This window comes from Pantoea sp. Fr-CA_6 (assembly GCF_024520895.1).
Taxonomy (GTDB): Bacteria; Pseudomonadota; Gammaproteobacteria; order Enterobacterales; family Enterobacteriaceae; genus Pantoea; species Pantoea agglomerans.
This window is the reverse complement of record NZ_JALNPO010000004.1, coordinates 196319-221926: the sequence shown is the minus strand read 5'-3', so window position 1 is coordinate 221926 and position 25608 is coordinate 196319. Positions and strand designations below refer to the sequence as shown.

General features: G+C 58.7%; 23 protein-coding genes. 6 read left to right on the top strand and 17 right to left on the bottom strand.

Annotated features, from left to right (window positions below):
• Nucleotides 1–25: 25 nt before the first annotated feature.
• Genes phnN through phnF form a run of 9 tightly spaced genes read right to left on the bottom strand, consistent with a single transcriptional unit; the run spans nt 26 to nt 6811 of the window.
• Complete coding sequence (gene phnN, locus NR201_RS09590; protein ID WP_010247782.1) at nt 26–562, bottom strand: ribose 1,5-bisphosphokinase; 537 nt, start codon at nt 560–562, stop codon at nt 26–28.
• Nucleotides 562–1698: an alpha-D-ribose 1-methylphosphonate 5-triphosphate diphosphatase gene (phnM, locus tag NR201_RS09585; protein ID WP_010247783.1), complete on the bottom strand. Its 1137-nt coding sequence runs from the start codon at nt 1696–1698 to the stop codon at nt 562–564. The genes phnN and phnM overlap by 1 nt, the downstream gene beginning before the upstream one ends.
• Entirely contained in the window at nt 1695–2408 is a 714-nt protein-coding gene (gene phnL / locus NR201_RS09580; protein ID WP_256849707.1) for a phosphonate C-P lyase system protein PhnL, read from the bottom strand. Before phnL ends, phnM begins: the two co-directional genes overlap by 4 nt.
• A complete protein-coding gene (gene phnK, locus NR201_RS09575; RefSeq protein ID WP_013358336.1) occupies nt 2409–3170 on the bottom strand; it encodes a phosphonate C-P lyase system protein PhnK in 762 nt (253 codons plus the stop codon).
• Nucleotides 3160–4008 (bottom strand): alpha-D-ribose 1-methylphosphonate 5-phosphate C-P-lyase PhnJ, encoded by an 849-nt coding sequence (locus NR201_RS09570; RefSeq protein ID WP_010247794.1) that lies wholly within the window; start codon nt 4006–4008, stop codon nt 3160–3162. Before NR201_RS09570 ends, phnK begins: the two co-directional genes overlap by 11 nt.
• Nucleotides 4001–5077, bottom strand: coding sequence for a carbon-phosphorus lyase complex subunit PhnI (locus NR201_RS09565; RefSeq protein ID WP_039388839.1), 1077 nt, complete (start codon nt 5075–5077; stop codon nt 4001–4003). The genes NR201_RS09570 and NR201_RS09565 overlap by 8 nt, the downstream gene beginning before the upstream one ends.
• A complete protein-coding gene (gene phnH / locus NR201_RS09560) occupies nt 5077–5652 on the bottom strand; it encodes a phosphonate C-P lyase system protein PhnH (protein WP_010247799.1) in 576 nt (191 codons plus the stop codon). The genes NR201_RS09565 and phnH overlap by 1 nt, the downstream gene beginning before the upstream one ends.
• Nucleotides 5652–6098, bottom strand: coding sequence for a phosphonate C-P lyase system protein PhnG (gene phnG / locus NR201_RS09555; RefSeq protein ID WP_033758256.1), 447 nt, complete (start codon nt 6096–6098; stop codon nt 5652–5654). The genes phnH and phnG overlap by 1 nt, the downstream gene beginning before the upstream one ends.
• Entirely contained in the window at nt 6098–6811 is a 714-nt protein-coding gene (gene phnF / locus NR201_RS09550; RefSeq protein ID WP_010247805.1) for a phosphonate metabolism transcriptional regulator PhnF, read from the bottom strand. Before phnF ends, phnG begins: the two co-directional genes overlap by 1 nt.
• 225 nt (nt 6812–7036) lie before the next feature.
• Between phnF and NR201_RS09545 the strand changes: the two genes are divergently transcribed.
• From NR201_RS09545 to NR201_RS09535, 3 genes are all read left to right on the top strand, one after another.
• Nucleotides 7037–7666, top strand: a complete 630-nt coding sequence (locus tag NR201_RS09545) for a Vat family streptogramin A O-acetyltransferase (protein WP_187491506.1) — start codon at nt 7037–7039, stop codon at nt 7664–7666.
• 140 nt (nt 7667–7806) lie between these two features.
• Nucleotides 7807–8304, top strand: a complete 498-nt coding sequence (locus NR201_RS09540) for an AAA family ATPase (protein ID WP_256849706.1) — start codon at nt 7807–7809, stop codon at nt 8302–8304.
• A 576-nt stretch (nt 8305–8880) separates the two neighbouring features.
• Entirely contained in the window at nt 8881–10521 is a 1641-nt protein-coding gene (locus tag NR201_RS09535) for a methyl-accepting chemotaxis protein (protein WP_143789096.1), read from the top strand.
• A gap of 184 nt (nt 10522–10705) precedes the next feature.
• Here the strand turns inward: NR201_RS09535 and NR201_RS09530 are convergent, their stop codons facing one another.
• The gene (locus NR201_RS09530; RefSeq protein WP_033772102.1) at nt 10706–11797 is read right to left on the bottom strand and encodes a mechanosensitive ion channel family protein; all 1092 of its coding nucleotides are present in this window, start codon (nt 11795–11797) and stop codon (nt 10706–10708) included.
• Nucleotides 11798–12213: 416 nt separating this feature from the next.
• Here NR201_RS09530 and NR201_RS09525 point away from each other — a divergent pair, with 416 nt between their 5' ends.
• Complete coding sequence (locus NR201_RS09525; RefSeq protein ID WP_256849705.1) at nt 12214–14400, top strand: bifunctional diguanylate cyclase/phosphodiesterase; 2187 nt, start codon at nt 12214–12216, stop codon at nt 14398–14400.
• 108 nt (nt 14401–14508) lie between these two features.
• Here NR201_RS09525 and NR201_RS09520 read toward each other — a convergent pair whose 3' ends face one another.
• From NR201_RS09520 to NR201_RS09510, 3 genes are read right to left on the bottom strand one after another with little or no spacing between them, the layout of a single operon-like run.
• Entirely contained in the window at nt 14509–15195 is a 687-nt protein-coding gene (locus tag NR201_RS09520; protein WP_022624949.1) for a cysteine hydrolase family protein, read from the bottom strand.
• Nucleotides 15182–16492: a cytosine permease gene (locus tag NR201_RS09515; protein WP_256849704.1), complete on the bottom strand. Its 1311-nt coding sequence runs from the start codon at nt 16490–16492 to the stop codon at nt 15182–15184. The genes NR201_RS09520 and NR201_RS09515 overlap by 14 nt, the downstream gene beginning before the upstream one ends.
• Nucleotides 16489–17925 carry an amidase gene (locus tag NR201_RS09510; RefSeq protein WP_256849703.1) on the bottom strand — a complete coding sequence of 479 codons (1437 nt, stop codon included), beginning with the start codon at nt 17923–17925 and terminating at the stop codon, nt 16489–16491. The genes NR201_RS09515 and NR201_RS09510 overlap by 4 nt, the downstream gene beginning before the upstream one ends.
• Before the next feature lie 206 nt (nt 17926–18131).
• Between NR201_RS09510 and NR201_RS09505 the strand changes: the two genes are divergently transcribed.
• Together NR201_RS09505 and NR201_RS09500 are read left to right on the top strand one after the other, a co-directional pair.
• Entirely contained in the window at nt 18132–18509 is a 378-nt protein-coding gene (locus NR201_RS09505; RefSeq protein ID WP_256849702.1) for a hypothetical protein, read from the top strand.
• The gene (locus NR201_RS09500; RefSeq protein ID WP_029519618.1) at nt 18493–18720 is read left to right on the top strand and encodes a hypothetical protein; all 228 of its coding nucleotides are present in this window, start codon (nt 18493–18495) and stop codon (nt 18718–18720) included. Before NR201_RS09505 ends, NR201_RS09500 begins: the two co-directional genes overlap by 17 nt.
• Nucleotides 18721–18808: 88 nt before the next feature.
• Here the strand turns inward: NR201_RS09500 and NR201_RS09495 are convergent, their stop codons facing one another.
• From NR201_RS09495 to NR201_RS09480, 4 genes are all read right to left on the bottom strand, one after another.
• Nucleotides 18809–19651, bottom strand: coding sequence for an oxidoreductase (locus NR201_RS09495; RefSeq protein ID WP_060680509.1), 843 nt, complete (start codon nt 19649–19651; stop codon nt 18809–18811).
• A 95-nt stretch (nt 19652–19746) separates the two neighbouring features.
• Entirely contained in the window at nt 19747–21528 is a 1782-nt protein-coding gene (locus tag NR201_RS09490) for a thiamine pyrophosphate-requiring protein (RefSeq protein WP_124890078.1), read from the bottom strand.
• Between the two features lie 62 nt (nt 21529–21590).
• A complete protein-coding gene (locus tag NR201_RS09485; RefSeq protein WP_158131589.1) occupies nt 21591–23549 on the bottom strand; it encodes a hydantoinase B/oxoprolinase family protein in 1959 nt (652 codons plus the stop codon).
• 1 nt (nt 23550) lies between these two features.
• Nucleotides 23551–25596 carry a hydantoinase/oxoprolinase family protein gene (locus NR201_RS09480; protein WP_256849701.1) on the bottom strand — a complete coding sequence of 682 codons (2046 nt, stop codon included), beginning with the start codon at nt 25594–25596 and terminating at the stop codon, nt 23551–23553.
• Nucleotides 25597–25608 lie beyond the last annotated feature (12 nt).

Here is a 25608-nt window from a genome sequence, read left to right as displayed (position 1 = left end):
CCGCCGGTGCCAGGATAAGAGAGTTTCATTGATGCGCCTCCAGTATCTGACGCAGCAGGCACACGGTATCCGCCAGCGCGCCGTCGTTGTTGAGGATAAGGCAGCCATCGGGCTGCGGCTGTGCGGCGCGCGCCAGCCGCCGGGCGATCTCCGCCTCATCTTCCCGTCCGCGCTGGCGCAGCCGCGCTGCCAGCACGGCGGGTGTGACCTGCAGACAGACCGGCAGCAGCTGCGTGCCGAAACGGGCCTGCGCCTGCGCCAGATGCAGCCGCGAACCGTTCACCACCACATTCTGCCCGCGCAGCAGCCACTGCTCTGTCTCACAGCCAATGCCATAGCTGAAACCGTGCGCCTGCCAGCTCACCGCGAACAGACCGAGTGCTGCGCGACGGGCAAACTCCGCCTCGGTCAGCGCCACATGGTTTTCACCGCCCGCATCGGCGGCGCGGGTAATGTAGCGATGGGCGATCAGCAGCCGTGGCGGGGGTGCTGCCCGCAGCGCGTCCAGCAGGCTGTCTTTACCCGAACCCGAAGGACCGGTGAGCCAGATCAGGCGCGCCATCAGTACACCTGCCGGCCTTTGCTCCAGACGTGCCGCACGTGCGGGTAGCCGTGTGCGGTGTGCGCCAGCACCAGATCGGCGCGGCAGCCTTCGGCGATCACCCCGCGATCTTCGAGCCCTAAGGCGCGCGCCGGGTTACAGGTGACCAGTGCAATCGCCTGCGCCATGCCGAGGCTGTTGCGCTCATCATCTGCCAGCCGGAACGCCGCATCCAGCAGGCTCGCCGGGTAGTAATCGGAAGAAAGAATATTCAGCAGGCCGTGTGACGCCAGCTCCCAGGCGGCGACGTTGCCGGAGTGCGAGCCGCCACGCACGATGTTTGGCGCGCCCATCAGCACCTGCATATTGCGATAACGCGAGGCGCGTGCCGCCTCCAGCGTGGTAGGAAACTCCGCGATGCGGCTGCCTGCCGCATGGGACTCCTCCACGTGTGCCGCGGTGGCATCATCATGGCTGGCAATGGCGATGCCATGTTCCCGGCAGAGTCCGGCAATCGCCTGACGATTGGGCTGTGACCATTCTGCTGCCAGGGTGAGCTGGTCATGCTCGAACTGATCCATCTCCGCGTCGTTGAGCTGATATTTGCCCTGATAATATTCGCGATACTTCGTCAGGGATGCGTACTGACGCTGACCCGGCGAATGGTCCATCAGCGACACCAGCGCCAGCTCCGGCGTGCCCATCAGCGCTTCAAACAGCGGCGCAGTGGTGGGATGCGGCAGTTCACAGCGCAGATGCAGCAGATGCTCGGCCCGGTTCAGTCCTTTGCGGTTGCTGTCGCGGATGGCGTCGATCATCTTGCTGAGGTTATCCAGCCGGTGCCCGCCGTCGCGCACATCCCCGACGCCAATCGCATCCAGCACCGTGGTAATGCCGCTGGAGACCATCAGCGCATCGTGGCTGCTCATCGCCGAGTGTGCCGGCCAGTCCACTTTCGGACGCGGCGTGAAAAACTTATCGAGGTTATCGGTGTGCAGCTCCACCAGACCCGGCATCAGCCAGGCGCCTTCGCCATCCAGCGCGCCCGGCTGCTGGCTGGTGGTTTCGCTGAAGCTGCTGATGCGCTCGTCGCGAAACTCCAGCGATCCGGTTACCACTTCGTTTTCCAGCACCAGTCTGACGTTATTGATGATCATGCCTGCGCTCCTGTCTCGATTGGGTGCATCAGGTGCAGCCGGTCCGCTACCCGCTCGCGCACCGCCCGATCGTGAAAAATACCGACGATGGCGGCACCACGGGCGCGCGCCTGTTTAATTAGGCTCACCACCGCCTCGCTGTTGACACTGTCGAGCGAGGCGGTGGGTTCATCCAGCAGCAGCACCGGATAGTCGGCGATAAAGCCGCGAGCGATATTGACGCGCTGCTGCTCTCCGCCAGAGAAAGTGGACGGGGCCAGCGACCAGAGACGCTGCGGCACGTTGAGCCGGGTCAGCAGTTCGGCGGCACGTGCTTCACATAAGGCGCGCTCGACGCCGCGCTCCAGCAGCGGCTGCATCACAATCTCCAGCGTCGGCACGCGCGGGATCACCCGCAGAAACTGGCTGACCCAGCCAAGCGTGTCGCGGCGCAGGGCGATAATCTGGCGCGCCGATGCCTGCGCCATGTCGATCCACTCGCCCTGATGCGCGACCCGAATGTGGCCGCTGTCGGGCTGATAGTTGCCGTAAAGCGCGCGCAGCAGTGTGGATTTACCGCTGCCGGAGTGACCGTGCAACACCACGCATTCGCCCTCGCCTGCCGTCAGGCTGGCGTTGTGCAGCACCGGCAGCGCCGCGCCGTTCTGGTTATGCAGCACAAAGGTTTTACACAAATTCTCGACCCGCAGGCGCGGAGTGATAGTTGTCATTTAATTGAGCACCGAAGAGACCAGCAGTTGAGTGTAAGGATGATGAGGATCGTCCAGCACGCGGTCAGTCAGACCGCTCTCCACCACCCGCCCCTGCTTCATCACCAGCAGGCGATGCGCCAGCAGTCGCGCTACGCCGAGATCGTGGGTGACAATCACCACCGCCAGATTCAGTTCGCGCACCAGCGTCCGCAGCAGATCCAGCAGTCGCGCCTGCACCGACACATCCAGCCCGCCGGTCGGCTCATCCATAAACATCAACTGCGGCTGCGTCACCAGATTCCGGGCGATCTGCAGACGCTGCTGCATACCGCCGGAAAAGGTGGTGGGCAAATCGTCGATGCGACCGGCGTCAATCTCCACCGCCTGCAGCCAGCGGCTCGCCTCGGCGCGGATGTCGCCATAGTGGCGCTGTCCGGTCGCCATCAGCCGTTCGCCGATGTTGCCGCCCGCGCTGACCTGCGAACGCAGCCCGTCCATGGGATGCTGATGCACCACGCCCCATTCGGTGCGCAGCAGGCGACGGCGATCGCTTTCACTCATCTGATAGAGGTCGCGGTTCTGATAGAGGATGCTGCCCTGCTGCGGCGTCAGACGCGCTGACAGGCTCTGCAGCAGCGTGGTTTTACCGGAGCCGGACTCGCCGACAATGCCCAGCACTTCGCCGGGCCAGAGATCAAAACTGACCTGCTCAAACCCTTTGCCCGGCGCATAAAGATGGGTTAGCTGGTTCACCGCAAGCAGCGGCTGTTCACTGTGCATGTTGCTGTTCCTGCTGCTGATGGCAAAAGTCGGTGTCGGAGCAGACAAACATCCGCGTTCCCTGATCGTCCATTACCACCTCATCGAGATAGCTGTGGCGCGAGCCGCACAGCGCGCAGGGTTCATCCCACTGCTGCACGGTGAACGGATGATCGTCGAAGTCCAGGCTTTCCACGCGGGTGTAAGGCGGCAAGGCGTAGATGCGCTTTTCACGCCCGGCACCAAACAGCTGCAGCGCGGGCATCATGTGCATCTTCGGGTTGTCGAATTTGGGAATGGGCGATGGATCCATCACATAGCGATCGTTGACCCGGACCGGATAGGCGTAAGTCGTCGCGATGTGGCCGTAGCGGGCGATATCTTCATACAGCTTCACCTGCATGATGCCGTACTCCTCCAGCGCATGCATGGTGCGGGTTTCGGTTTCGCGCGGCTCGATAAAGCGCAGCGGCTCCGGAATCGGCACCTGGAAAATCAGGATCTGATCCTCTTCCAGCGGCGTTTCCGGGATGCGGTGCCGGGTCTGGATCAGGGTGGCATCGGCGGTGCGCTCGGTGGTGGCAGCATTGCTGACCCGCTTAAAGAACTGGCGGATCGACACCGCATTGGTAGTGTCATCTGCGCCCTGATCGATCACTTTCAGCACATCCTGATCGCCAATCACGCTGGCGGTGATCTGGATGCCGCCGGTGCCCCAGCCGTAGGGCATCGGCATCTCACGTCCGGCGAACGGCACCTGATAGCCAGGGATCGCCACCGCTTTCAGGATGGCGCGGCGGATGGTGCGCTTGGTCTGCTCGTCGAGATAGCCGTTGTTATAGCCGGTGAGTTCAGCCATGGTTGCGCTCCTGATAATCGTGCTGCAGCTGTTTCAGCAGTTCCAGTTCCGCCTGGAAATCGACGTAGTGCGGCAGCTTGAGATGCGAGACAAAGCCTGCGGCTTCAACGTTGTCGGCGTGCGACAGCACAAACTCTTCGTCCTGCGCCGGGCTGGTAACACGCTCATGCTGTTCGCGGCTTTGCAGCGCCCGGTCCACCAGCGCCATCGCCATCGCTTTACGTTCGGCGCGGCCAAACACCAGCCCATAGCCCCGGGTAAAGTGCGGCGCCGTGTCGTCGCTGTGGGCAACGCCGTTGACCATTTCACACTCCGTCAGCAGCAGCTCACCGATCTCCAGCTCAAAACCCAGCTCTTCGGGACAGATACTGACGCTGAGAGTGCCGGTGCGGATCTCGCCGGCAAACGGATGGGTGCGGCCATAGCCGCGCTGGGTCGAGTAGCCGAGCGCCAGCAGAAAGCCTTCGTCGCCACGCACCAGCTGTTGCAGGCGCGCGGCGCGTGAGGCGGGAAAGCTCATCGGCTCGCGGGTGATATCGACAGGCTCGCTGCCGTCATCCATCTCAGCGGCAGCCAGCCCTTCATCGCTCATCATGCTGAACATATGCGGGCACTGGTCAGGTACCGAACGATCGTCACGCGGCGCGGCGGGCGTTTCGCCATTGGCCAGCAGGGTGAAGTCGAGCAGACGGTGGCTGTAGTCGTAAGTTGGCCCCAATACCTGGCCGCCCGGCAGATCTTTATAGACCGCCGAGATGCGGCGTTCGATGCGCATCGCACCGGTCGCCAGCGGCGTGCTCTCCGCCAGGCGTGGCAGCGTGGTGCGATAGGCGCGAAGCAGAAAGATCGCCTCGACCAGATCGCCGCTGGCCTGTTTAATCGCCAGCGCCGCCAGTTCGGGATCGTAAATCCCGCCTTCGGTCATCACCCGATCCACCGCCAGTCCCAGCTGCTGCGCCACCTGATCGCAGCCGAGTTCGGCTACCGCCCGATCGCCGCGCCGCAGATCGGCCTGCAACTGATGGGCGTTCGCAATGGCTTTTTCGCCCCCTTTTACCGCGACATACATCAGCACACCTCCACAACGGTGGTGCGCGGCACGGCCATAATCGCTTCGCCACAGGTGAAGATCAGGTCCACGCCCTGTGGAAACGGATGTGGACGAGTGCGCAGATATTCCAGCACGCTTTCGGGCAGCTGTGGCGCGATGGCGCGGGTTTCGCGCAGGCCAGGGCCGGAGAGGCGCAGCGTCAGGCCGCCATTCAGCGACGGCACTTCGATAATCAGCGTGGTGCTTTTTTCCGGTGACATGTTGTCACCCGCTGCGAACTGCGTCGGGTCGGGCTGCGCCGCCGCATGGCTCAGGGCGAATGGTGCATCCTGCTGCGTGGTGATCGGCGCACCGGTATGGAAGCGCAGATTGTTGCGCAGCTGTTCGTTGTCGATTTCCGCATCCAGCCAGACCGGGCTTTCCTGATCGACCAGCGTCAGCAGCAGCGCCGTGGCCGCCGGTGACAGTGCGCCCCAGCCCTGTTGCAGCGGCAGCGAGACCATCACGCCCGGTTCGCTCATCGCTTTCAGAATGCGGCGAAACGCGCGCTGCGCATCCGCCACCGGATGGTTAAAACTTGCCAGTAAAGTCATCAGTTATCTCCGCGAACCAGCGTAAAGAAATCCACTTTGCTGCTGGCGATCTCGCGGGCGCGCAGCTGTCGCTGCTCATCGCGCCACGCCGCCAGCGGGGTAATAATCTTCTCTTCCAGCAGTTGCCGGGTTTCCGGCTGCTGTAAAAGCGCATCCAGCAGGGCACAGCGTTCGGCATGGGCTTTGTCGCGCCCTAACAGGTAGCTGTAACCCAGAGTGCCGTCGCTGAGCTGCACCACCGCGCGCGTCACCGTGGCATCGCCCATCACAAAGCGTTTGCCGGTGGCCCCCATCCGCGCCTGCAACCGTGTCAGCCCGATCTCTGCCGGACGGATCAGGGTATAGGCGGGCTGGAGGTTAAGCGCCTGCCAGTGCGTCTCAAGCAAGGCGGCGCTGCTGTGCGCCAGCACCGACAGCCAGCGCTGGCGATCCGTTTGCTGTTCCATTAGTGCTCCAGAGTCAGTTCAATCATGTCGCCGCGCGTCAGGCTGACGGAGTATTCCGCCACCGCGCCATCACTGGTTTTGTTCAGGGTCCGCACGCAGAGCAGCGGCGAATGCAGCGCGATGTCGAGCTGCCGACACTCTTTGGCCTGCGCCCGGCGGGTGCTGATGCGGGTCTGGGTGCGCACCAGCTGCTTGCCGGTGTGCTCCACTAAGAAGTCGTGCAGCGATCCACTGTTAAATTGCTGAAGCTGTGGCCACCAGCTGAGGTCGGCGAGGAAATGGTTGATCAGGCAGAGCGGCACGCCGTTGGCGCGACGCAGGGTGCGCAGATGAATGACGTTGTCGCCCTCTTTCACGCCCAGCGCATTGGCAACGTCGTTGCTGGCCGGACGCAGCACCGCCAGCAGCCGTTCGCTGGTGGGATGACTGCCCTGCTCAAGCAGGTTCTGGCTGAATCGCGCCTGGGCATGCAGCGGATAGTCATAAGGGCGCATCAAAACCAGGATGCCGACGCCGTGACGGCGCTGCAGCAGCCCTTTGTGCACCAGCTCATCCACCGCCCGACGCAGCGTGTGGCGATTCACCTCATAGTGATCGGCCAGCTGTTGCTCGGAAGGAAGATAGTCGCCGCAGCGGTAGCGCTCTTTCAGCGCCTGCTCCAGTTGTGCGGCAACAGCCTGATAGACAGTGGTCGGATGTCTGGATAACTCCATCACGATGAAATCCTCACGGGTTACAGAGTGGGAACGCAGTGAAAAGACGCTGCGGGATGGTGTTAGCTTGAGGGGATCAGATGACAGAACCGTGACGGGGGGGTGAAGGAGAGGTGAATGTGGTAGTCAGGGATTTACAGCAAGCAGGCATTGAGCCTGTTCGCATCGAACGACTGGCTGCCTGGTGTACACTGGAACGAACTAACGTTGCGCTTAGGAGAGAGTATGTACGGACCGGATCCCGCTAATCCCCATCCAATGGAAGGCTTCCCACAGGTTTGTTTTATCAAAAATACGGTGAAAAACCCCAACATCATAATCGGGGATTTTACTTATTATGATGATCCTGAAGACTCAGAAAACTTCGAGCGCAATGTCCTTTATCACTTCCCCTTTATTGGTGACAAACTGATCATTGGTAAATTCTGCGCGATAGCCAGGGGCGTTCAGTTCATCATGAACGGGGCAAACCATAACATGGCGGGTTTCTCCACTTTTCCGTTTTACATTTTCGGAAATGGATGGGAAACAGCCCAGCCTCAGTCCGGCGATCTGCCCTATAAAGGCGATACAGTGATTGGTAATGATGTATGGATGGGTTATCAGGCGCTGATTATGCCAGGCGTTAAAATCGGCAACGGCGCAATAATCTCGTCACGTTCTGTTGTGACGTCGGATGTCCCGGCCTATTCGATTGTGGGTGGCAACCCGGCCAGAGTGATCAGGCAGCGTTTTACTGATGAAACCATATCCCGACTAGAGAAGCTGGCCTGGTGGGACTGGCCGGTAGAAAAGATTACTCAAAACCTACCGGCAATTATCTCCGCAGACCTTGAAGCACTGCCAGATGAATAGCCGGGCAGAAGTGGAATAAACACTGCCCGCTGCTGGCAAAGGGTGGCGGTCATCCGAAACGAGTTCGCATAATTTCGCGCAGACTGATGTATCAATGTGTTTGATTTACCGCCGGAGTGTGGGTTTAAACAGGAGTCGTTATGCTCTACATCTTTAGTGGCCTTCCGGGTAGCGGAAAAAGCACTATCGCTAAAATGTTATCTGAAAAATTGAAAGCGGTGTATTTACGCGTCGACACAGTTGAACAGGCTCTACGTAATAGTTCAGCAACTTTCAGGGATATTGGCCCTGAAGGCTACTTCATCCTTTATGAGCTTGCGCGGGACAATCTGCAACTAGGGTCAACTGTTGTCACTGACTCGGTGAATGACCTTAACCTGGTGCGCGATAGTTTTCGTGATATCGCACTATCATCAGGTGTTCCCTTTCTGGAAATTGAAATCCTCTGTTCGGATCCAGAACAGCATCGTGCCCGTGTAGAGAACAGAATCTCAGATATTCCTGGTTTAAAAGTGCCTGACTGGCAGGCCGTTGTGGATCGTGTTTATGAACCGTGGAGCAGAGAGCATCTGCAATTAGATACCGCGGAATTATCGCCTGCTGAGTGCGTTGATATCATCCTCCAGACGAGCATTTAGCCCTGATCGCGTTTGGCCCGCACCCTTAACGGCAAAATGTTTTAACCTGAGGCTGCATGTTGCCCTACCCTCAGGGATTAAAACCGGTAAAACAGATGTAGCCACGCTATTCCCTCAGCTTAAGCGGCAATATCAGCAGGTTCTGAACAGGATTAATGATGCAACCAGGGTCAGGCATTTAATGAAAGAAAACGGACGTAATTCCTGAACAGTTGATCATGTCGCAAAGGCTTTTTCAAAAACTAAAAAGAGTGGAGGTCGCAGAGAATTGAATCAAAAAGCATCCCGGCTGGCAAAATTCTGATGCCCTTTTGATGGTATTCCATCACTCCCCCTCAAATTAACATTGTAATTTTCCACTATTTTTTAAGTTATTTTGAATATTCAAAACCTTAAAAAATAAATAAGTCATATGATTCAACATCATAATTTTAAAATGCCATTTTATTTTTACTGAAGTCTGCCTTCTTAAATTTGTGCACGATTTTTCCACTGCATTTGGTTAATAACGGTGAGTAATCTCTGGCTGCTCCAGGCCGATAATCGTAAGACATCTTACCTGGAGGCTTTACTGCCATGCTGAAAAATACACGTCTCACCACGATCCTGACGTTATCCGGACTGTTCCTGTTTTTTGTCTTTCTTGCTTCTTCATTGCTGAGTGTGATTTATCTGAATCGCAGCGCGGAGTCTCTCAAAAATCTCAACCATGAAGTCTCTGCCACCCTTGGCGTCGCTGACACGACTAACTGGATACGTGCCGCTCGCACCACACTGCTGGCCGCTGTCCCTTATGCTGACGGCAGCAATCCAGAAGCGTTTAATGCCGCGCTGGCCCAGGCCAGATTTTACTATGATGGCGGCTTGCGCTTTATGCAGGCCTATCAGGCTGCACCAAAAATGGCCGGCGAAGCGGAACTGTCACGGGAGCTGGCCGCACGCTACAACGATTACACTGAGCAAGGCGTTGGTGCCCTTTTCACCGCGCTGCAGAAAAGGGATGTACCCGCTTTTCTGATGCTTGCCGGCACAAAAGTCGTGGCACTTGATGAGGCTTACCGCGTTCCGCTGGACAAGGTTATTGCCATACATAAGCAGTCAGCCGTAAACATCACCCAACAGGCCGATACCGATACGCACATTGCTTATGTTGCTGCGGGTGTGTCGGTCATACTCTTTATCCTGGCTTCAGTCATTGTGGCGGTGGTACTGAAAAATGTGCTGATCAAGCCCCTGCGTCGTGCTGGCGAAGTAACGGCAGCCATTGGTGCCGGCGATCTGACATCGGAGTTCCACAATCTCCGCAACGATGAAATGGGCAGGCTTCTGCAGGGGCTTGAAAATATGCAGCTTGGCCTGAAAACGATGGTCAGTGAAATCGTCAATGGCGTAAGCGAAGTGGCCCGCGTTACCACGCAGATAAGCGACGGCAACCACAGTCTTTCCAGCCGCACGGAGCAACAGGCGGCAGCGCTCGAAGAGACCGCGGCGAGCATGGAGGAGCTCTCGTCTACTGTTTCACTCAATGCCGGAAATGCCTCAGTCGCCAGCGACGCGGCATCTGCGGCTTCCGGAACCGCTTCGGAATGCGGCGCGGCGATGCGGGAAGTAGTGCGCACGATGGCAGACATCAAAACCAGCGCAATGGCCATCAGTGAAATTACCTCCGTAATAAACAGCATTGCCTTTCAGACAAACATTCTGGCACTGAACGCAGCGGTAGAAGCAGCACGTGCAGGCGACCAGGGTCGCGGTTTTGCTGTGGTTGCTAACGAAGTTCGCACGCTTGCACAACGCAGCACACAGTCTGCGCGGGAAATTGAAAAGCTGATTGCTGAATCCAATCTGAACGTCGGTCTGGGTGAGCAGAAAGTGGCTCAGGTTTCGCTGACAACAGAAAAAATTATCAGCGATGTGACCGGCGTGACCTCGCTGCTGGGAGAGATTGCGGCGGCGTCTTCTGAACAGAGTAAGGGAATAAATCAGATCGGCACGGCTGTAACCGAAATGGACAGTGTGACTCAACAGAACGCCACGCTGGTTCAGGCTTCTGCTGCTGCTACGGGTGTACTGGAGGAACAGGTTAAATCGTTAAGTGCGATTACCAGCCGGTTCAGGTTGCAGACTGGTGCGGTCGTGACAGACTTACGCTCCCCGGCCATACCGTCTGTTCAGGTAAAAGAAAAAGTTTCAAGCGATCCGTGGGTGAGCTTTTAACTGAGTCAGGCTGATGTCTGCAGCTTCTTCTGCAGACATCGGGCCTACCAGAAGATGGCCAAAACAATTATGTCCGCTTCAGACACCAGGCGGACAAACACGCCATCGCCTGCCCTGAAAGAACAACGGAGCAACAGCCATCAGGATGTACACACCCACGCAGACTGCCGCTCCCAGCTTGCCCCTACTCAGCCGTCCCTTTCCCCACCTTCTCACCCCCACTATCCGTCAGTGACGCTCTCACCTGTGGCAGGCTTTCCGGGTAATTCTGCTGAATAAACTCAATCATCTTCTCACGCACGTAACAGCGTAAATCAAAGGCGATCGGGGAGTTCTGCGCGGTCATCAGCATCCTGATGGTCATCGTTTTCTCGGTGGTGTCGGTCACCTGTAGCACAGAGGTTTCCTGATCCCAAAGCTTGGTTTCGCTCAGCACCTTTTCAAAATGCTTGCGCAGCGGTTCCAGCGGCATGGAGTAATCCACGTAAAGGAACACCGAGCCTAAGATCTGGGCGTTGTTGCGCGTCCAGTTCTGAAACGGATTTTCGGTAAAGTAGGTGATCGGCAACACCAGCCGACGCAAATCCCAGATGCGCACCACCACATAGGTCAGGTTGATCTCCTCAATCCAGCCCCACTCTTTTTCTACCACTACCGCATCATCAATTTTAATAGGCTGGGTAAAGGCGATCTGAATACCGGCGAACAGATTGACCAGCGACTTCTGCAGCGCAAAACCAATAATGATACCGGCAACACCCGCACCGGCCAGAATGGTGGTGCCGAATTTCCGGACGCCAGGGAAGCTGAGCAGAATCAGCGAAACACAGAACAGAACCAGGATGACAATAACCACTTTTTTGACATAGATAATCTGCGTGCGGATTTTACGCGCACGAAGGTTATTGGAAATATTAATGTCATAGCGGATATAAAGCATATCCTGCGCCACATTGGTCAGCCGGATTAAGACCGAGCAAAATGACATAATAATAAAGACATTGATGATATTGGTAATTAAAGAGAGAGATTCCGGTTGGAAATCGATGTAATTAACGCCGACATTAATCATTAATAACGGAATAAAAAAGAACATCGAGCCGCTAAGATGCTTCTCAAGGGATTTAAACAGTTTTCTGTCACGAATCTGCCAGTAGCGGATGAATCTGAGCAGGATAAGGCGGGCCAGAAATCCCAGCACAAAAGAGAGCGAGACGAGTAATACAACAGGCACCCATGACGGGAAACCAGATAACTCACCGAATAACAATGGCATTATTTTCCCTTATAGTAAGCTGACAACCTCAGGCTGTCAGATAAGTGACAAACTCAGTAACCGTTGTCTTCACGGCTATCCGTTCGTAACACAATCAGCGCACATGAGTATGAACCATCGCGGCGAAGTTAACAGGAAATGCGCAGTGATGCGTCCAGAGAGGCTGTCGCGCGCCAGCCTTATGGCTACTGCTACAGAGGCCGAATGTTGGCCCTCATGTCACCGTCCAGCCAGCTAACCCCATTAAAATATCTGATACAACACGGCCACTTTTTCACTCCCCATTATTTAGGCTGCCCTGGCCATCCGGCAACAAAAACGTTGCCAGAATCACTAAGCGTAACGCTTTGCGTGGACGTTTTTGTGCAATCTGCTAATTTTTAAGCTGTTCCCCTGCTGCTGAGAAAAACAACAATATGATTAACACCCTTAAACTTTCCTCTGATTTTCGTCGCAGTTTCCTGCGTGAAGTCCTGGTGCCGCTGGTCGCTATCTTATTGCTGACGTTTGTAGGTGCAGGCGCTGCGCTCTTTGTTGGTACCTCACTCACCAATACGGAGGCCCGCCATCAGCAGCAACGGATGATTGAAGCCTCTTTTTCACAGAGTCTGAATGAGCATCTGCGCCAGCTGCATAGCCTGTCGCGCTGGGGACCCTTTGAGCAGCATCTGGCAGAGGGCAACAGCAGCAGGTGGCTGGATGAGAACATTGGGCTGTGGCTGTATGAGATGTTCGGCCATCAGCTGATTCTGGTGCTGGACCAGCAAAATCAGATCGTCAGAGTCTGGCGCGAAGGCCAGCCGGTCTACGCCCCTGAAAATGACCCACTGATTGGTGAGGTGCTGCAAAGCCCGCTGGTCAACGATCCGGCACGCCACGATAACGCCGATTATGCCCGTGTGACAAACCGGGCCGCCGCGCTGGCAGTAGGTAACATCCAGCGGGAGAGCAATGCCCTGCCGCGTTTCCGGCTGGTGAGCCTGAAATTTCTTGATGACGGCTATCTGGCGGGCCTGGCGGAACGCAATCAGCTGCAGGGGCTGCACTTCTCCGACGGCACGCCACAGCCGGGAACCGGTGCGCGCTATCTGCTGATCGCCCAGGCGGGTGAGGCGGTTGGCTATCTGAACTGGATCCCCTCCCGTCCCGGTGCGCAGATGCTGCGCACCATCGGGCCATCTACCGGGCTGGCGGTACTGGCGATATCCCTGCTGTGCCTTTATATGGTGCGGCGACTCTGGAACTCGTCGGTGAACCTCTCGCAATCCATGCTCAGGCTCGGCGCGTCAGAGGCCCAGGCACAGCATCTGGCGTTTCATGATGTGCTGACCGGCCTGCCGAACCGCGCACTGGTCGAAGACCGCTTAACCCAGGCGCTGGCTCTGGCGACGCGCCACGATCAGCGGGTGGCGCTGCTGCTCATCGACCTCGACCGCTTTAAAACCATCAACGATACCCACGGTCATCATGCCGGAGATGAACTGATCATCGCGGTCGCACAGCGTCTGAGCCGTATCGTGCGGGCCAGCGATACGGTAGGACGCATCGGCGGTGATGAATTTATCGTGGTGATGCCAGATGTCGATAATATCGGCCAGGTGCATAGCCTGGCACAGCGCATTATCGACGAACTGAGTGAGCCTTTTACGCTGTTTGGCAGCGATGTCTGGAGTGGTGCCAGTATCGGACTGGCGCTGGCACCCAAAGATGGGGTTGATCGGCTGGAACTGATGCGCAAAGCGGATATTGCGCTGTATGAGGCCAAAAGCGGCGGACGCGGCACGTATCGACAGTTTGAACGGGCGATGGATGAGTCGGTGCGGACCCGACAGACCATCGCTGCCGACCTGCGTACGGCGCTGCATACCCATCAGGGGCTGGAGGTGTGGTATCAGCCGCTGATGGATATTGGCGGCCAGCAGATGGTGGGCATCGAAGCGCTGCTGCGCTGGCACCATCCAGCCCGCGGCCTGATTGCGCCTGGCGAATTTATCGCGATTGCCGAAGAGACCGGCCTGATTATTCCGCTGGGCGAATGGGTGCTGGCTGAAGCCTGCGTCACTCAGCAGAGTTTTCCCGAGCTGCTGGTGGCGGTCAACGTCTCGCCGGTGCAGTTCCGCTCTACCGGCTTTGTTGAGCGGGTGATGGCGATTGTCAGCCAGAACGGCGGCGATCCGAAGCGCCTGGAACTGGAGATCACCGAAGGGGTGTTAATCGAAGATGAACGTGAAGCACGCGCCATTATTGTGGAGCTGCGTGACGCGGGCTTCCGGATTGCGCTGGATGACTTTGGCACCGGTTACTCCAGCCTGAACTATCTCAGCAACTTTCCGGTGGATAAAATCAAAATCGATCGCTCATTCACCCAGTCGCTGGGCGTGGCGGAAAATTCAGTGGCGATTGTTGAATCGGTGGTGAAACTGGGTCATGCCATGGGTCTGATGGTGACAGCCGAAGGCGTCGAGACGCCAGGGCAGATGTCTGCGCTGGCAGATGCGGGCTGTAATCAGCTGCAGGGCTATCTGTTCAGTCAGGCGGTGCCCGCCGATCAGCTCGCAGCACTGATGAAAACTATTGCGCCAGACAACGCGCAGCACGAGTGATCGCTGATGTGGAAAGCCTGAGCGCAACGTTGTGCTCAGGCTTTCCGGCTGCGTGATGTACCTGAGATCAGAAGATCAACATCGCCCTTTACCCGTCGTCGCGGGAAATTAAACCCCCAGGCTATCCAGCAGCGCGGCAGAATGGGCGACCGCGCCAAAGATGCCGCCCTGCATATGGATCATACTCAGCGCCGCCTCATGATGACGCAGCTCGGTCGCAGCACAGCAATCGGACAGCACCAGGCACTCAAAACCGCGATCGTTGGCTTCGCGCAGCGTGGTGTGGACGCAGACGTCGGTGGTAATACCGGTGAGGATCAGATTACGGATGCCGCGACTGCGCAATATCAGCTCCAGATCGGTGGCATAAAACGATCCCTTACCCGGCTTATCAATCACCACTTCACCCGGCAGCGGTGCCAGCTCCGGGATAATCTCCCAGCCCGGTTCACCGCGCACCAGAATACGGCCGCACGGTCCCTCATCCCCGATCCCGGCGTTCATCCGTCGCGAGCGCCAGCGTTTGTTGGCGGGCAAATCACTGAGATCGGGCCGGTGCCCTTCGCGGGTATGAATAATCGGAAACTGCCGGGCACGCATCGCCGCCAGCACCTGCTGCAACGGTGCGATGGGCGCGCGGGTCAGACTCACGTCATAGCCCATGCTGTCGACATAGCCGCCCACGCCGCAGAAGTCGGTCTGCATATCAATCACGATCAGCGCGGTGTCAGCCGGTGTAAAAGTGCCGTCAAACGGCCAGGCGTAGGGGGTTGAATTAACGCTATAGTCGGGCATTGCTGTTCTCCATTACCGGGCGCGGCATGCGCATTCTGCTGATCACGCTGTAGCTGATGGCGGCGGTTACCAGACCAATAACCGCTTCACCAAATTGAGGGAAAGCGACGTGGGCGATCACCGCACACAGGCTGCCAATCGCCCAGGCGGCAAACGCAGTACCACGAAAACGCTGCGCCGGACGCTGCTCGCTGATACGCGCCATAAAAATTAAATCCACGATCATCACGGCACCAAACGGCGGCACCACAATGCCGAGCAGGCTGAGCCACTCCAGGAAGTAAGACCAGACGCCCGCCAGCGCCAGCACGCCGCCAATGGCACCCAGGATCAGCGTCCAGAGCCGCATTTTGCTGCTGAACAGATGACTGAAGCCCACCGCCCCGTTATAGAGGCAGTGTGTGCAGACCGATCCGAGATTGATAAAGACAAACAGGCAGGCCACTACCGACAAAAAGGCGCTGTGCCCCATCAGCATCGGCAGGAAGTTACCGCCATTGGTCAGCGGATCAACCGCGGCGCCCACGGCCACAATCACTACACCAAACAGATAGGAGATGACGTTAGCCACCGGAAAGGCAGAGAACGCGGCGATCACTGCCGAACGGCCATTCTTTGACCAGCGGGTAAAGTCAGCGGTCATGGTGCCGGAGTCAGCAAAACCGGCCACCACCATGGTGACGGCGGTGCCCATACTCATTGCACCGGCTACGCTGGCGCTGCCCTTCCACTGCGTCACCACGGAGAAGTCGTGCTGCTTGCTAATCAGCCACAGCGCCACCATTCCCAGCACCACAAACAGCGGCGCGGCGATCATCCCCAGCACCGACAGCGCCCGCACGCCCAGGAACGTGATGCCGGTATAGAGGATCATGGCAAAGGCCGTCACCGCCAGCGCATTCCAGCCAAAGGTCTGATTAATGACCGTGCCGGTAAGGCCGGTCTGGAAGGCATACCAGCCGATCACCACCGTCGAGAGAAAACCCGAGACCAGGATGTAGCCTTTGCTGCCAAAGGTGCGTCTGGCCTGCAGGGCGAAATTCATTCCGCTGTTACCGGCGTACCAGCTCAGCGCGCCGACATAGGCGAACAGCACCAGGTTTCCCAGCAGAATAGCGATCAGCGCGGGCCAGAACCCCAGATGCCATGTGATGATGCCGCCAAACAGCGCATTGGTAAGGATCATCGGAAAGCCAAACCAGACGGCCGAGACAGAGCGGGTAGAATGACGATGAGACAGCGGCACCGGCTGATGTTCAAACTCCTGCTCCAGCGCAGGCGTGGTAGACGTTTTCATTGGGCGATTCCGGGTTGAAGGTGATTCCACGGCTGAATGCGCTCGAAAGCGGCACTGGCAGCCAGCACTAAGGCATCATCAAGATGACGTCCGACAATCTGCAGACCGACGGGCAAGCCGCTGGCGGTAAAACCGGCGGGCACGGACGCGGCGGGCTGACCGGTGAAGTTGAACGGGTAGCAGAACGAGAGCCAGTGATCGCTGCGGACCATGCGGCCATCAATGATCTCCGGTCCCTGCATCCCCAGCGGAAACGGCGGTACCGCCAGCGTCGGGGTAATCAGCAGGTCAAAGCGCTGCATAAAGCGCCACAGGCAGTTGCTGACCGCTTTTCGGGTGGTGATGGCATCGGTGAAGTTTTCCGCCCGCCAGTCGCGCTGCAGCATGGCGACCAGATGCGGCGACATCTCGCTGCCCTGCTCCGCCAGCATCCGGCGCATACCGGTGAGATCGCTCTCCATCGCCACCAGCGCGCCAAAGGCCGCCGACGGATCAGGGAAGCCCGGATCGGCCAGTTCCAGTTCAGCACCGATTTCAGCGGCAAAACGCTGCACCGCCGCGCTGACCACTGCCCGTACTTCCGGGTCAACGGCCACATAGCCAAAATCCGCGCTGAAGGCGATGCGCAGTTTGCCTGGCAGATGGTGTGGCGCACCCAGCCAGTCGACATCGCTGCAGGGAATCGAGTGGCGATCGCGCATATCCGGTCCCGCCATCAGCGACATCATCAGCGCGGCATCGCGCACGCTGCGCGTCATCGGACCGATATGCTCCAGTGACTCCCAGCTCGACACGCCGGGGTAGCGTTCATCACGACAGCCGGGCCACAGCGGCACCCGGCCCATCGACGCCTTGAAGCCGAAAATACCGCAGTGCGCCGCCGGAATGCGTACCGACCCGCCGCCGTCGCTGCCCAGTGCAATCGGGCAGAGCCGCGCCGCCACCGCCGCACCCGAACCAGCGCTGGACCCTCCTGGCGTCATGCTCAAATCCCAGGGATTGCGTGGCGACGGAAACAGCGGATTGTGCCCGACCCCGCTGTAGCCAAACTCCGGTGCGGTGGTTTTGCCAAGCAGAATGGCGTCGGCGGCCAGCAACCGTTCCACCGTGATGTCATCATCTTCCGGCACGAAATCTTTGTACGCCGCCGAACCGGAGGTGGTTCTGACGTTTGCGGTGCAGATTAAATCCTTCACCGCCAGCGGTACGCCCGCCAGCGCGCCCAGTGTTTCTCCGCGTGCCCGTCGGGCATCCACGGCTCTGGCCTGTGCCAGCGCCAGTTCAGGCGTCGGAGTACAAAAAGCCTGTATCGCCGGTTCCCGCTGTTCCATCCGTGCCAGCGCTGCCACGGTCAGCTCGCACGCCGACACGTCCCCGCTGCGAATCAGAGCGGCCATCGTGGTGGCATCTTCGTCTAATAAGGAGTCAAACATGGGTTACCTCGCCAAAAGTGTACCTGTCAGCTAGTGCATGAAGCGTGCCAGTTAGCGGTGAATCAACCGGTCTGAGGTGGGGATGCCAGATGGAATACGGGCTGGGATACAAGATCGAATTCTTATGATGCCAGGTGGAGGCGACTGTTTATTTTTCCAGCACGATGATGGCGCAGGGCTGCGCGATAAGGGGGCGTAATAGCTGAATGGTTAACGGGCTGGCTGAAGTCTGTTTTGACGTGTTCGATGGTCTGGAGTGCCTCGGCGATTTCCGCCATATCAGCTTTGCAGGATTAGGCAGTGCTGTCGTTTTCAAAAGCGTACTCCTGGCGTTAATGGCACACTATGAAAGCTTCTTTATAGGCGGTTTTGTTTTCCAGGCTGCATCAGGAGAGATCGTTGACCGCAATCGCCCGACACCCCTTGAGGAGATCTACGACGCTTTGCTTGGGTTAAAAAATGAACTACGCTACAATCGCCGGACAGGGTTGCCAAAGAAAGCGCCGCAACCTTTAATCCCGGACTGTTTCCGGGCTTATAAAGTAGTGACTACAGGGAGAGCTTGCTATGTCGTTTTACAATAAACACGATGAAACAACCCCTTTGGCTCCGGTCGAAACCAGGTATAAGGAGTTAAGGGCACTATTGATTGCTGAATGGCTGGCCAGACCCGATCTGCCCGCCATTAAAGCCCAGTTAGCTCAGAGAAAAAAACGCTCGTCGTCTGCCCTGTTACGCCGCAAGTTGAAAGAGCTGAATGCGCGCGAAATGCAGAAAGCTAAGATCAGCGCTTAACGCTTAAAGGCCCGATAAACGGGCCTTTCGTATTTTTATCAGCTTCTGGCTCACTCGCAGACGGCTTTCCGCCACCCGCAACTCACCTCTACTCCGGAAAATCCGTCTCCACCGACGTCTGTTTCCACGCTTCGATCTCAGCCAGCCGCTCTTTAAGCTTGCTGGTTACGGCATCATGGCCCCAGGCGCCCATTACCAGATGGCGTGGCGGGTTATCATGCTCAGTGATGGCAATCATCGCCGTGGCGGCCCGCGCCGGATCGCCCTTCTGAGTACCGCTGTATTCGGCGGTGGCTTTCATCCGTGCGGCTGCAGTCTCTGCATAGTCTGGCAGCGTGCTCGGTGTCTGATGCAGTGAGCGTCCGGCCCAGTCGGTGCGGAACGGACCTGGCTCGACACAGGTAACGCGAATGCCCAGCGGTCCCGCTTCCAGCGCCAGCGAATCTGACCAGCCTTCCACCGCATGTTTGCTGGCAGAGTAGTAGCCTGAGCTGGCAAAGCCAATTAAGCCTGCCACCGAGGTAATGTTGATGACGTGGCCGCTGCGCGCCTTTCTCATCGCGGGCAGCACGGCGCGGGTCAGGGCAAACAGGCCAAAGACGTTGGCATCAAACTGCGCGCGGATTTCGCTTTCTACACCCTCTTCCACCGAGCTCTGATAGCCGTAACCGGCGTTGTTTACCAGCACATCAATGGTGCCGAACCTGTCGAGTGCCGTTTTGACCGCCTGGTCGATGCTCGCCTGGTGGGTCACATCCAGCGCTACTGCCAGCGCGTTGTCGTGTCCCTCAACCAGATCGGCAATGGAAGAGGTATCACGTGCCGTCACGACGACCTTAAAACCACGCGCGATGGTCTGCTGCGCCAGTTCACGACCAAATCCGGTCGAACATCCCGATATTAACCAGACAGGGCTGGAGTGAGCAGTCATGGTAAGACTCCCGTTGATGATGAAGTGACTGGAGACCCGGACGCGAGTGCATCCGGGATTTAAGGTTAGCGAGGCGCGACCGCCCTACTTAGCCCTTAATGCTTTTTATTGAACAGCTGGCTGGCGGTGTCGCTGATGATCTGTGCCGCGCCGCGATCGCCTTTCACCATTGACGCCATAAAGGCTTTCGCCTGTTTAAAGGTGATGTGCGGCGGTAACGGGGCAACTTCCGGATCGGTTTTCACCTCCAGCAATACCGGGCGATCGGCGCTGAGCGCACGCTGCCAGGCCGCCGCCAGATCGTCAGGATTATCGACAAAAATACCGACCATCCCCAGCGACTGCGCAAACTCAGCATACTTCACGTCCGGCAGTTGCTGCGAGGCGTCAAAGCGGGGATTCCCCTCCATGACCCGCTGCTCCCAGGTGACCTGATTGAGATCCTGGTTGTTGAACACGCAGACGATCAGGCGTGGATCGGCCCACTGCTGCCAGTATTTCTGGATGGTGATCAGCTCTGCCATGTTGTTCATCTGCATAGCGCCGTCACCCACCAGCGCCACCACCGGTTTGTCGGAATGGGCAAATTTTGCGGCAATCGCATAAGGCACCGCCGCGCCCATACAGGCCAGACCGCCGGAGAGCGAGGCGCGCTGACCCTGTTTTACCCGATAGTCGCGGGCGAACCAGTTGGCACAGGAACCGGAGTCCGAGGTGACAATGGCGTTATCCGGCAGTTGTGGCGACATCTCCCACACCACCCGCTGCGGGTTGACCGGATTAGCCGGTGCCATGGCGCGCTCTTCCATCAGCGTCCACCAGTCGCGCACCTGAAGCGCGATATCTTCCTGCCAGCTGCGATCCTCTTTGTGCTCCAGCAGCGGCAGCAGGGCGCGCAGGGTTTCAGCCGCATCGCCATGCAGATTCACTTCGCTGGGATAGCGCAGGCCGAGCATGGCGGGATCGATGTCTATCTGCACCGCACGCGCCTTGCCCTCTTCCGGCAGGAACTCTGTCCACGGGAAGCCGCTGCCGATCATCAGCAGGGTGTCGCAGTTCTGCATTAAATCGGATGAGGGCTTCGTGCCCAGCAGGCCAATCGAACCGGTCACAAACGGCGCATCGTCCGGCAGCACATCTTTGCCCAGCAGCGCTTTTGCCACGCCCGCACCCAGCACATTGGCGACCTGTACCACCTCGACGGCGGCGTTACGTGCGCCTGCGCCAATCAGAATCGCCACTTTTTTACCGGCGTTAAGCACCTCAGCGGCGCGTTGCAGATCCGCTTCATAAGGGATCACTTTGGGACGCTGATAGCCGCTGCCGGAATGGGTAAAACCGTGCAGATGCTGCGGCGGCTGCCACTCTTCATCCTGAATATCTTTAGGGATGATGATCACCGCCACGCCGTTTTGCGCTTTGGCGATGCGCACGCCCCGGTCGAGCAGATGGCGCACCTGGGTCGAAGTCGAGGCTTCCTGAACGAAGTTGGCAACGTCCGAGAAGATGCGATCCAGGTTCATCTCCTGCTGATAACTGGAGCCGCGCGCGGTCGCTTCCGCCTGTCCCGCAATCGCCAGCACCGGAGCATGATCCATTTTGGCATCATAGAGTCCGGTCAGCAGATGGGTCGCGCCCGGCCCGCCGGTAGAGAGGCAGACGCCCAGCTCACCGGTGAATTTGGCGTGTCCTGCCGCCATAAAGGCCGCCATCTCTTCGTGGCGTACCTGAATAAATTCGATGCCGTCGCCTTTGGCGTTAGCACGCTGAATGGCGCCCAGCACCCCATTGATGCCATCTCCCGGATAGCCATAGATGCGTGTGACGCCCCACTCTTTCAGGCGCTGGACAAAAAAATCACTGGTTTTCATGCTCATCGTCGCGTTTCCCCTTGTAGTCTATGCAGACTTAAAGCGTAGTAGACGATGCGCAATCGCCGTTAATTGTTCGCCATTGCCGGGTATCGCTGACGCAAATCACTGAATATTTGTGCCATATCCGCCGTTTCGCCTATCTCTGCCACCGCCCGGAATACCTGGGTTTTCAGGAAGTGACGCCAGCTCACCGGCGCGCTTGCCAGAAAGGCGGTAAGTAACTGATAACGCTGTGGCGTCCAGAGCATTTCGAAGCGACTCCGTGCTTCGCCGTGCTCAAAATGGTGCGCAGCCTGCTGCGGCATCGTGGCGCGCAGGTGCTCCGTTGCTGCCCGATCCACGTGGTGATCAACCACTACCACGCCATACTGCGTCCTGGCTGCCGCGACGCTGAGATAACCGCAGCGCACATCCTGCATCACCGCATCGGCATCGCGCTGTGTCGGCAGGCCATAACCGCCCGCGCCGGGTCCGCGCACTTCGACCACGTCACCCGGCAGGCAGTGGATCACATCAGTGTTACCGTGATTGATGACCTCACCGTCGCGCCGGGTACGGAAGTAAGAGAGCGCCCCACTCTGGCCGCCGACGACACCCGCCGAGGCAAACACCGATCGGTTACGGTTGCGCGCGGTAATGGTGGTATTGGGCGAGAAAACCTCAAATGCCATTTCGGTGGCTAAACCGCCGCGATAGCGACCGGCTCCGGCGCTGTCCTGGGCCAGTCCGTAGCGATGAAAGCGGATTGGCACTTCCGCTTCGTTGATCTCAATCGGGGTGTTTTTCAGAAAGGCTGAAAGACCGCCGGAGCCGTCAGGCCCATCGTGACGCGGCGTGCCGCCCGCGCCGCCGCCCACCGGACCCAGCGAGGCGACCACACTGCGATTCTGCGTCTGGGTACGAATGTTCATGATTGAGTTGCCGCCCGGTGAATTCGCGGGCAAACGCTCCGGCATCGCCAGCGAGAAGACGCCGATAGTGGCAATCTGCGACAGTGCACAGGTCAGGGAGCGCATCCCTACCGCTGCGGGCGCTTCACAGTTCATGACCGTGCCAGGCGGCAGGATTGCCCTAGTGGGTCGCAGCGTACCGGCGTTAAGCAGCAGTGAACGGTCCAGCGTAGAGAGCGCATAGGTAACACCCACCAGCGCCAGCGGATGCCGCTCACGTCCGCCAGTCGGCATATTCAGCGACGAGGCCAGCTGCGGATCGCTGCCGGTGTAGTCCAGCTCCAGTTGATCGCCCTGCACCCGCAGAGTAATGGCGATACGGCAGGGATAACCGCCCTCGCCATCTTCATCGGCGTAGTCGGCATAGAAGTATTCCCCGTCGGGAATGGTTTTGATAATGCTGCGCGCCTGCGCTTCGGCGTAATCGAGAATGCCCTCAATGCCCTGCAAAAAATCGGCGATGCCAAAGCGGGCAATAATGTCGTGGATTTTACGCTCGCCGACGTTCACCGACGCCAGCTGGGCTTTGAAATCGCCCCAGTTCTGATCCGGCACCCGCACATTGAGCCGCATGATGCTGGCGACCTCTTCGTTGAGCTGACCCTGCCGCATGATCTTCAGCGGCGGGATGCGAATCCCCTCCTGCACGATATCGGTCAGCGAGCGCGACAGCGAGGCAGGCACCGCGCCGCCGACGTCGGTGTTATGAATGTGGCCCACCACGAAGCAGACAATTTCACCCTGGTGGAACACCGGTTTCCAGATGTGGATATCGGGCGAGTGGGTCGCCACGTTGCCGGCGTAAGCGTCGTTGGTAATGCAGATGTCGCCGTCAGCGTACTCTTCAATCAGTGCCAGCACCGGCGCATAGTCGATGCCGCTGTACCAGGGGGCGCCGAAGCTGCGCGGCGAGGCAAACGCCAGGCCGCTGCGGCTGACAATCTGGCAGGAGAAATCTTCCGTCTCTTTAACAAAGGTGGAGTGCGCCGTGCGCATCAGCGTAAAGGCCATCGCATCGGCAGCGGCGGCGCAGTAGTTCGCCAGGATCTGTAAGTTACGTCCATCAATCGCCATGTTATGCCTCGTTCGCCGTGATCAGCAGATTACCGAATGAATCGACCGTGACGCCCATGCCGGGCGGCACGCAGGTGGTGCAGTCATCCTGGGCGATGATGACCGGGCCACTGAGCTGATGTCCGGCACGCAGCACTGAACGCAGCACTAAATCAACCTGATGCCAGCCGCCGTCGATCCACGCCCAGGTCTGTTTCAGTACCGGCACCGGTTCCGTGGCCGGAGCCAGTGGGTTAATCACCGGTTTCGGCGTCGGTGAGGCAATCACGAGCCGCAGGTTGATCAACTGCACCGGCGCCTGAGGGTCACAGTGACCAAACAGCTGCTGGTGCTGGCGATCAAAGGCGTCATGCAGCGCAGTGAAATCCGCCTGCGCCAGCCAGTTCGTCTCCAGCGGTACATCGATCTCAAACGACTGACCGCGATAGCGCATATCCGCGCTGAACTGCAGGCTGTAAGGCATATCGCTGCCGTGCTCCTGGGCCAGCCAGCCACAGGCGCGCTGCTGTAATGCTTCGGCTTCACTGGCCAGGGTGTCGGCCAGGGCGGGTGTCAGATCGCCGTAGAGCGTGCGGATAAAATCGTTGCGGATATCTGCTACCAGCCCGCCCAGCGCGGACAGCACGCCCGGCGTCGGCGGCACAATCACCCCTTTCATATTCAGTTCGCGGGCCAGAAAGCAGCCCATCATCGGACCCGCTCCGCCAAAGGCGAGGAACCAGAATTCACGCGGATCGAGACCAAAGCGCGACAGCAGCCCGCTGGTGTCGCTGTACATGCTGGAGATCGCCAGCTGGATGGCGGTTTCTGCCGTTTCCTGCACCGTGACGCCAAGCGCATCCGCCAGCGGCTGCCAGGCCGCACAGGCGGCGTCCACATCAACAGTGACGGCGTTATAACCCAGCGCGCCATGGCCCATCATGCCGCAGGCGGCGAACGCATCGGTGGCAGTGGGTTGCGTGCCGCCGCGCTGGAAGCAGACCGGGCCAGGCAGCGATCCGGCACTGTCCGGGCCCATCTGCAGCACGCCCTGACCATCGATCCACGCCAGCGAGCCGCCGCCCTGACCCACCGAAGTGACGGCGACAGAAGGAATAAAGATCGGGAAATCCCCGATGATTTCGCCGTTGCCCTGCGCCACTTTGCCGTCGATGATCACCGCCACGTCGGCGCTGGTGCCACCGATATCCAGGCTGAGGATTTTGTCAAAACCACAGGCGCTGGCGAGATAGCTGGCACCAATCACCCCGGATGCGGTGCCGGAGAGCACCATCTGCACGCATTCGCGTTTCGCCTGATCGACGCCCATCACCCCGCCGTTGGATTTGGTGATGCGCGGCGGCGGCCTGACGCCGAGCCGTTGCAGCGCCTGCTCAAAGGATTCCAGGTAGTGGATCACCATCGGCTGCACGTAGGCATTAATGGTGGCGGTAATGGTGCGTTCATATTCACGGATGATCGGCCAGATGTCAGCGGAACAGGAGGTCAGCAGCTCGGGTGCCACCTCGTCAATAATCGCCTTCACCGCCGCTTCATTGTGCCGGTTGCGATAGCTGTGCAGCAGCGACACCACAATGCCCTGACAGCCTGCCGCGCGTGCCTGAGCGATTGCGTCGAGCACGCTCTGGCGATCAGGCGCGTGCAGCACGTTGCCGTGCGCGTCACTGCGTTCACGGATGGCAAACACCCGATCGCGGGTGATCAGCGGAGCAGGACGCCGGGAGAAAAGGTCGTGGATATGCGGGATTTTAAGCCGGGCCAGCTCCAGGACATCGCAGAAGCCCTCCGTGGCGAACAGTGCCAGCCGCACGCCACGCCGCTGGATCACCGCGTTAATGCCTACCGTGGTGCCGTGGGTGAAGTAGCCAATCTCAGCGGGGTCAATACCCTGATGCTGCTGAAACTGCGCCAGTCCGGTAACGATTTCGCTGCCTGGCTGATCCGGTCGCGACAGGACTTTCAGGGTGTGAATCTGGTTCGTTTGCTGATCGAGCACGGCGAAATCGGTAAAGGATCCACCAATATCCACGCCAACGCGGTATCGCATATCGGGGTAACT

What these genes read in the sequence shown, in the direction of transcription:
- NR201_RS09565 (WP_039388839.1), bottom strand. Translation starts at nt 5,077, where the DNA reads ATGTATGTCGCGGTAAAAGGGGGCGAAAAAGCCATTGCGAACGCCCAT.
- NR201_RS09505 (WP_256849702.1), top strand. Translation starts at nt 18,132, where the DNA reads ATGGTTAACGGGCTGGCTGAAGTCTGTTTTGACGTGTTCGATGGTCTG.
- NR201_RS09520 (WP_022624949.1), bottom strand. Translation starts at nt 15,195, where the DNA reads ATGCCCGACTATAGCGTTAATTCAACCCCCTACGCCTGGCCGTTTGAC.
- NR201_RS09490 (WP_124890078.1), bottom strand. Translation starts at nt 21,528, where the DNA reads ATGAGCATGAAAACCAGTGATTTTTTTGTCCAGCGCCTGAAAGAGTGG.
- NR201_RS09525 (WP_256849705.1), top strand. Translation starts at nt 12,214, where the DNA reads ATGATTAACACCCTTAAACTTTCCTCTGATTTTCGTCGCAGTTTCCTG.
- phnN (WP_010247782.1), bottom strand. Translation starts at nt 562, where the DNA reads ATGGCGCGCCTGATCTGGCTCACCGGTCCTTCGGGTTCGGGTAAAGAC.
- phnK (WP_013358336.1), bottom strand. Translation starts at nt 3,170, where the DNA reads ATGCACAGTGAACAGCCGCTGCTTGCGGTGAACCAGCTAACCCATCTT.
- phnL (WP_256849707.1), bottom strand. Translation starts at nt 2,408, where the DNA reads ATGACAACTATCACTCCGCGCCTGCGGGTCGAGAATTTGTGTAAAACC.
- phnM (WP_010247783.1), bottom strand. Translation starts at nt 1,698, where the DNA reads ATGATCATCAATAACGTCAGACTGGTGCTGGAAAACGAAGTGGTAACC.
- NR201_RS09480 (WP_256849701.1), bottom strand. Translation starts at nt 25,596, where the DNA reads ATGCGATACCGCGTTGGCGTGGATATTGGTGGATCCTTTACCGATTTC.
- NR201_RS09545 (WP_187491506.1), top strand. Translation starts at nt 7,037, where the DNA reads ATGTACGGACCGGATCCCGCTAATCCCCATCCAATGGAAGGCTTCCCA.
- NR201_RS09530 (WP_033772102.1), bottom strand. Translation starts at nt 11,797, where the DNA reads ATGCCATTGTTATTCGGTGAGTTATCTGGTTTCCCGTCATGGGTGCCT.
- NR201_RS09515 (WP_256849704.1), bottom strand. Translation starts at nt 16,492, where the DNA reads ATGAAAACGTCTACCACGCCTGCGCTGGAGCAGGAGTTTGAACATCAG.
- NR201_RS09500 (WP_029519618.1), top strand. Translation starts at nt 18,493, where the DNA reads ATGTCGTTTTACAATAAACACGATGAAACAACCCCTTTGGCTCCGGTC.
- NR201_RS09510 (WP_256849703.1), bottom strand. Translation starts at nt 17,925, where the DNA reads ATGTTTGACTCCTTATTAGACGAAGATGCCACCACGATGGCCGCTCTG.
- phnF (WP_010247805.1), bottom strand. Translation starts at nt 6,811, where the DNA reads ATGGAGTTATCCAGACATCCGACCACTGTCTATCAGGCTGTTGCCGCA.
- NR201_RS09485 (WP_158131589.1), bottom strand. Translation starts at nt 23,549, where the DNA reads ATGGCGATTGATGGACGTAACTTACAGATCCTGGCGAACTACTGCGCC.
- NR201_RS09540 (WP_256849706.1), top strand. Translation starts at nt 7,807, where the DNA reads ATGCTCTACATCTTTAGTGGCCTTCCGGGTAGCGGAAAAAGCACTATC.
- NR201_RS09495 (WP_060680509.1), bottom strand. Translation starts at nt 19,651, where the DNA reads ATGACTGCTCACTCCAGCCCTGTCTGGTTAATATCGGGATGTTCGACC.
- NR201_RS09570 (WP_010247794.1), bottom strand. Translation starts at nt 4,008, where the DNA reads ATGGCTGAACTCACCGGCTATAACAACGGCTATCTCGACGAGCAGACC.
- NR201_RS09535 (WP_143789096.1), top strand. Translation starts at nt 8,881, where the DNA reads ATGCTGAAAAATACACGTCTCACCACGATCCTGACGTTATCCGGACTG.
- phnH (WP_010247799.1), bottom strand. Translation starts at nt 5,652, where the DNA reads ATGACTTTACTGGCAAGTTTTAACCATCCGGTGGCGGATGCGCAGCGC.
- phnG (WP_033758256.1), bottom strand. Translation starts at nt 6,098, where the DNA reads ATGGAACAGCAAACGGATCGCCAGCGCTGGCTGTCGGTGCTGGCGCAC.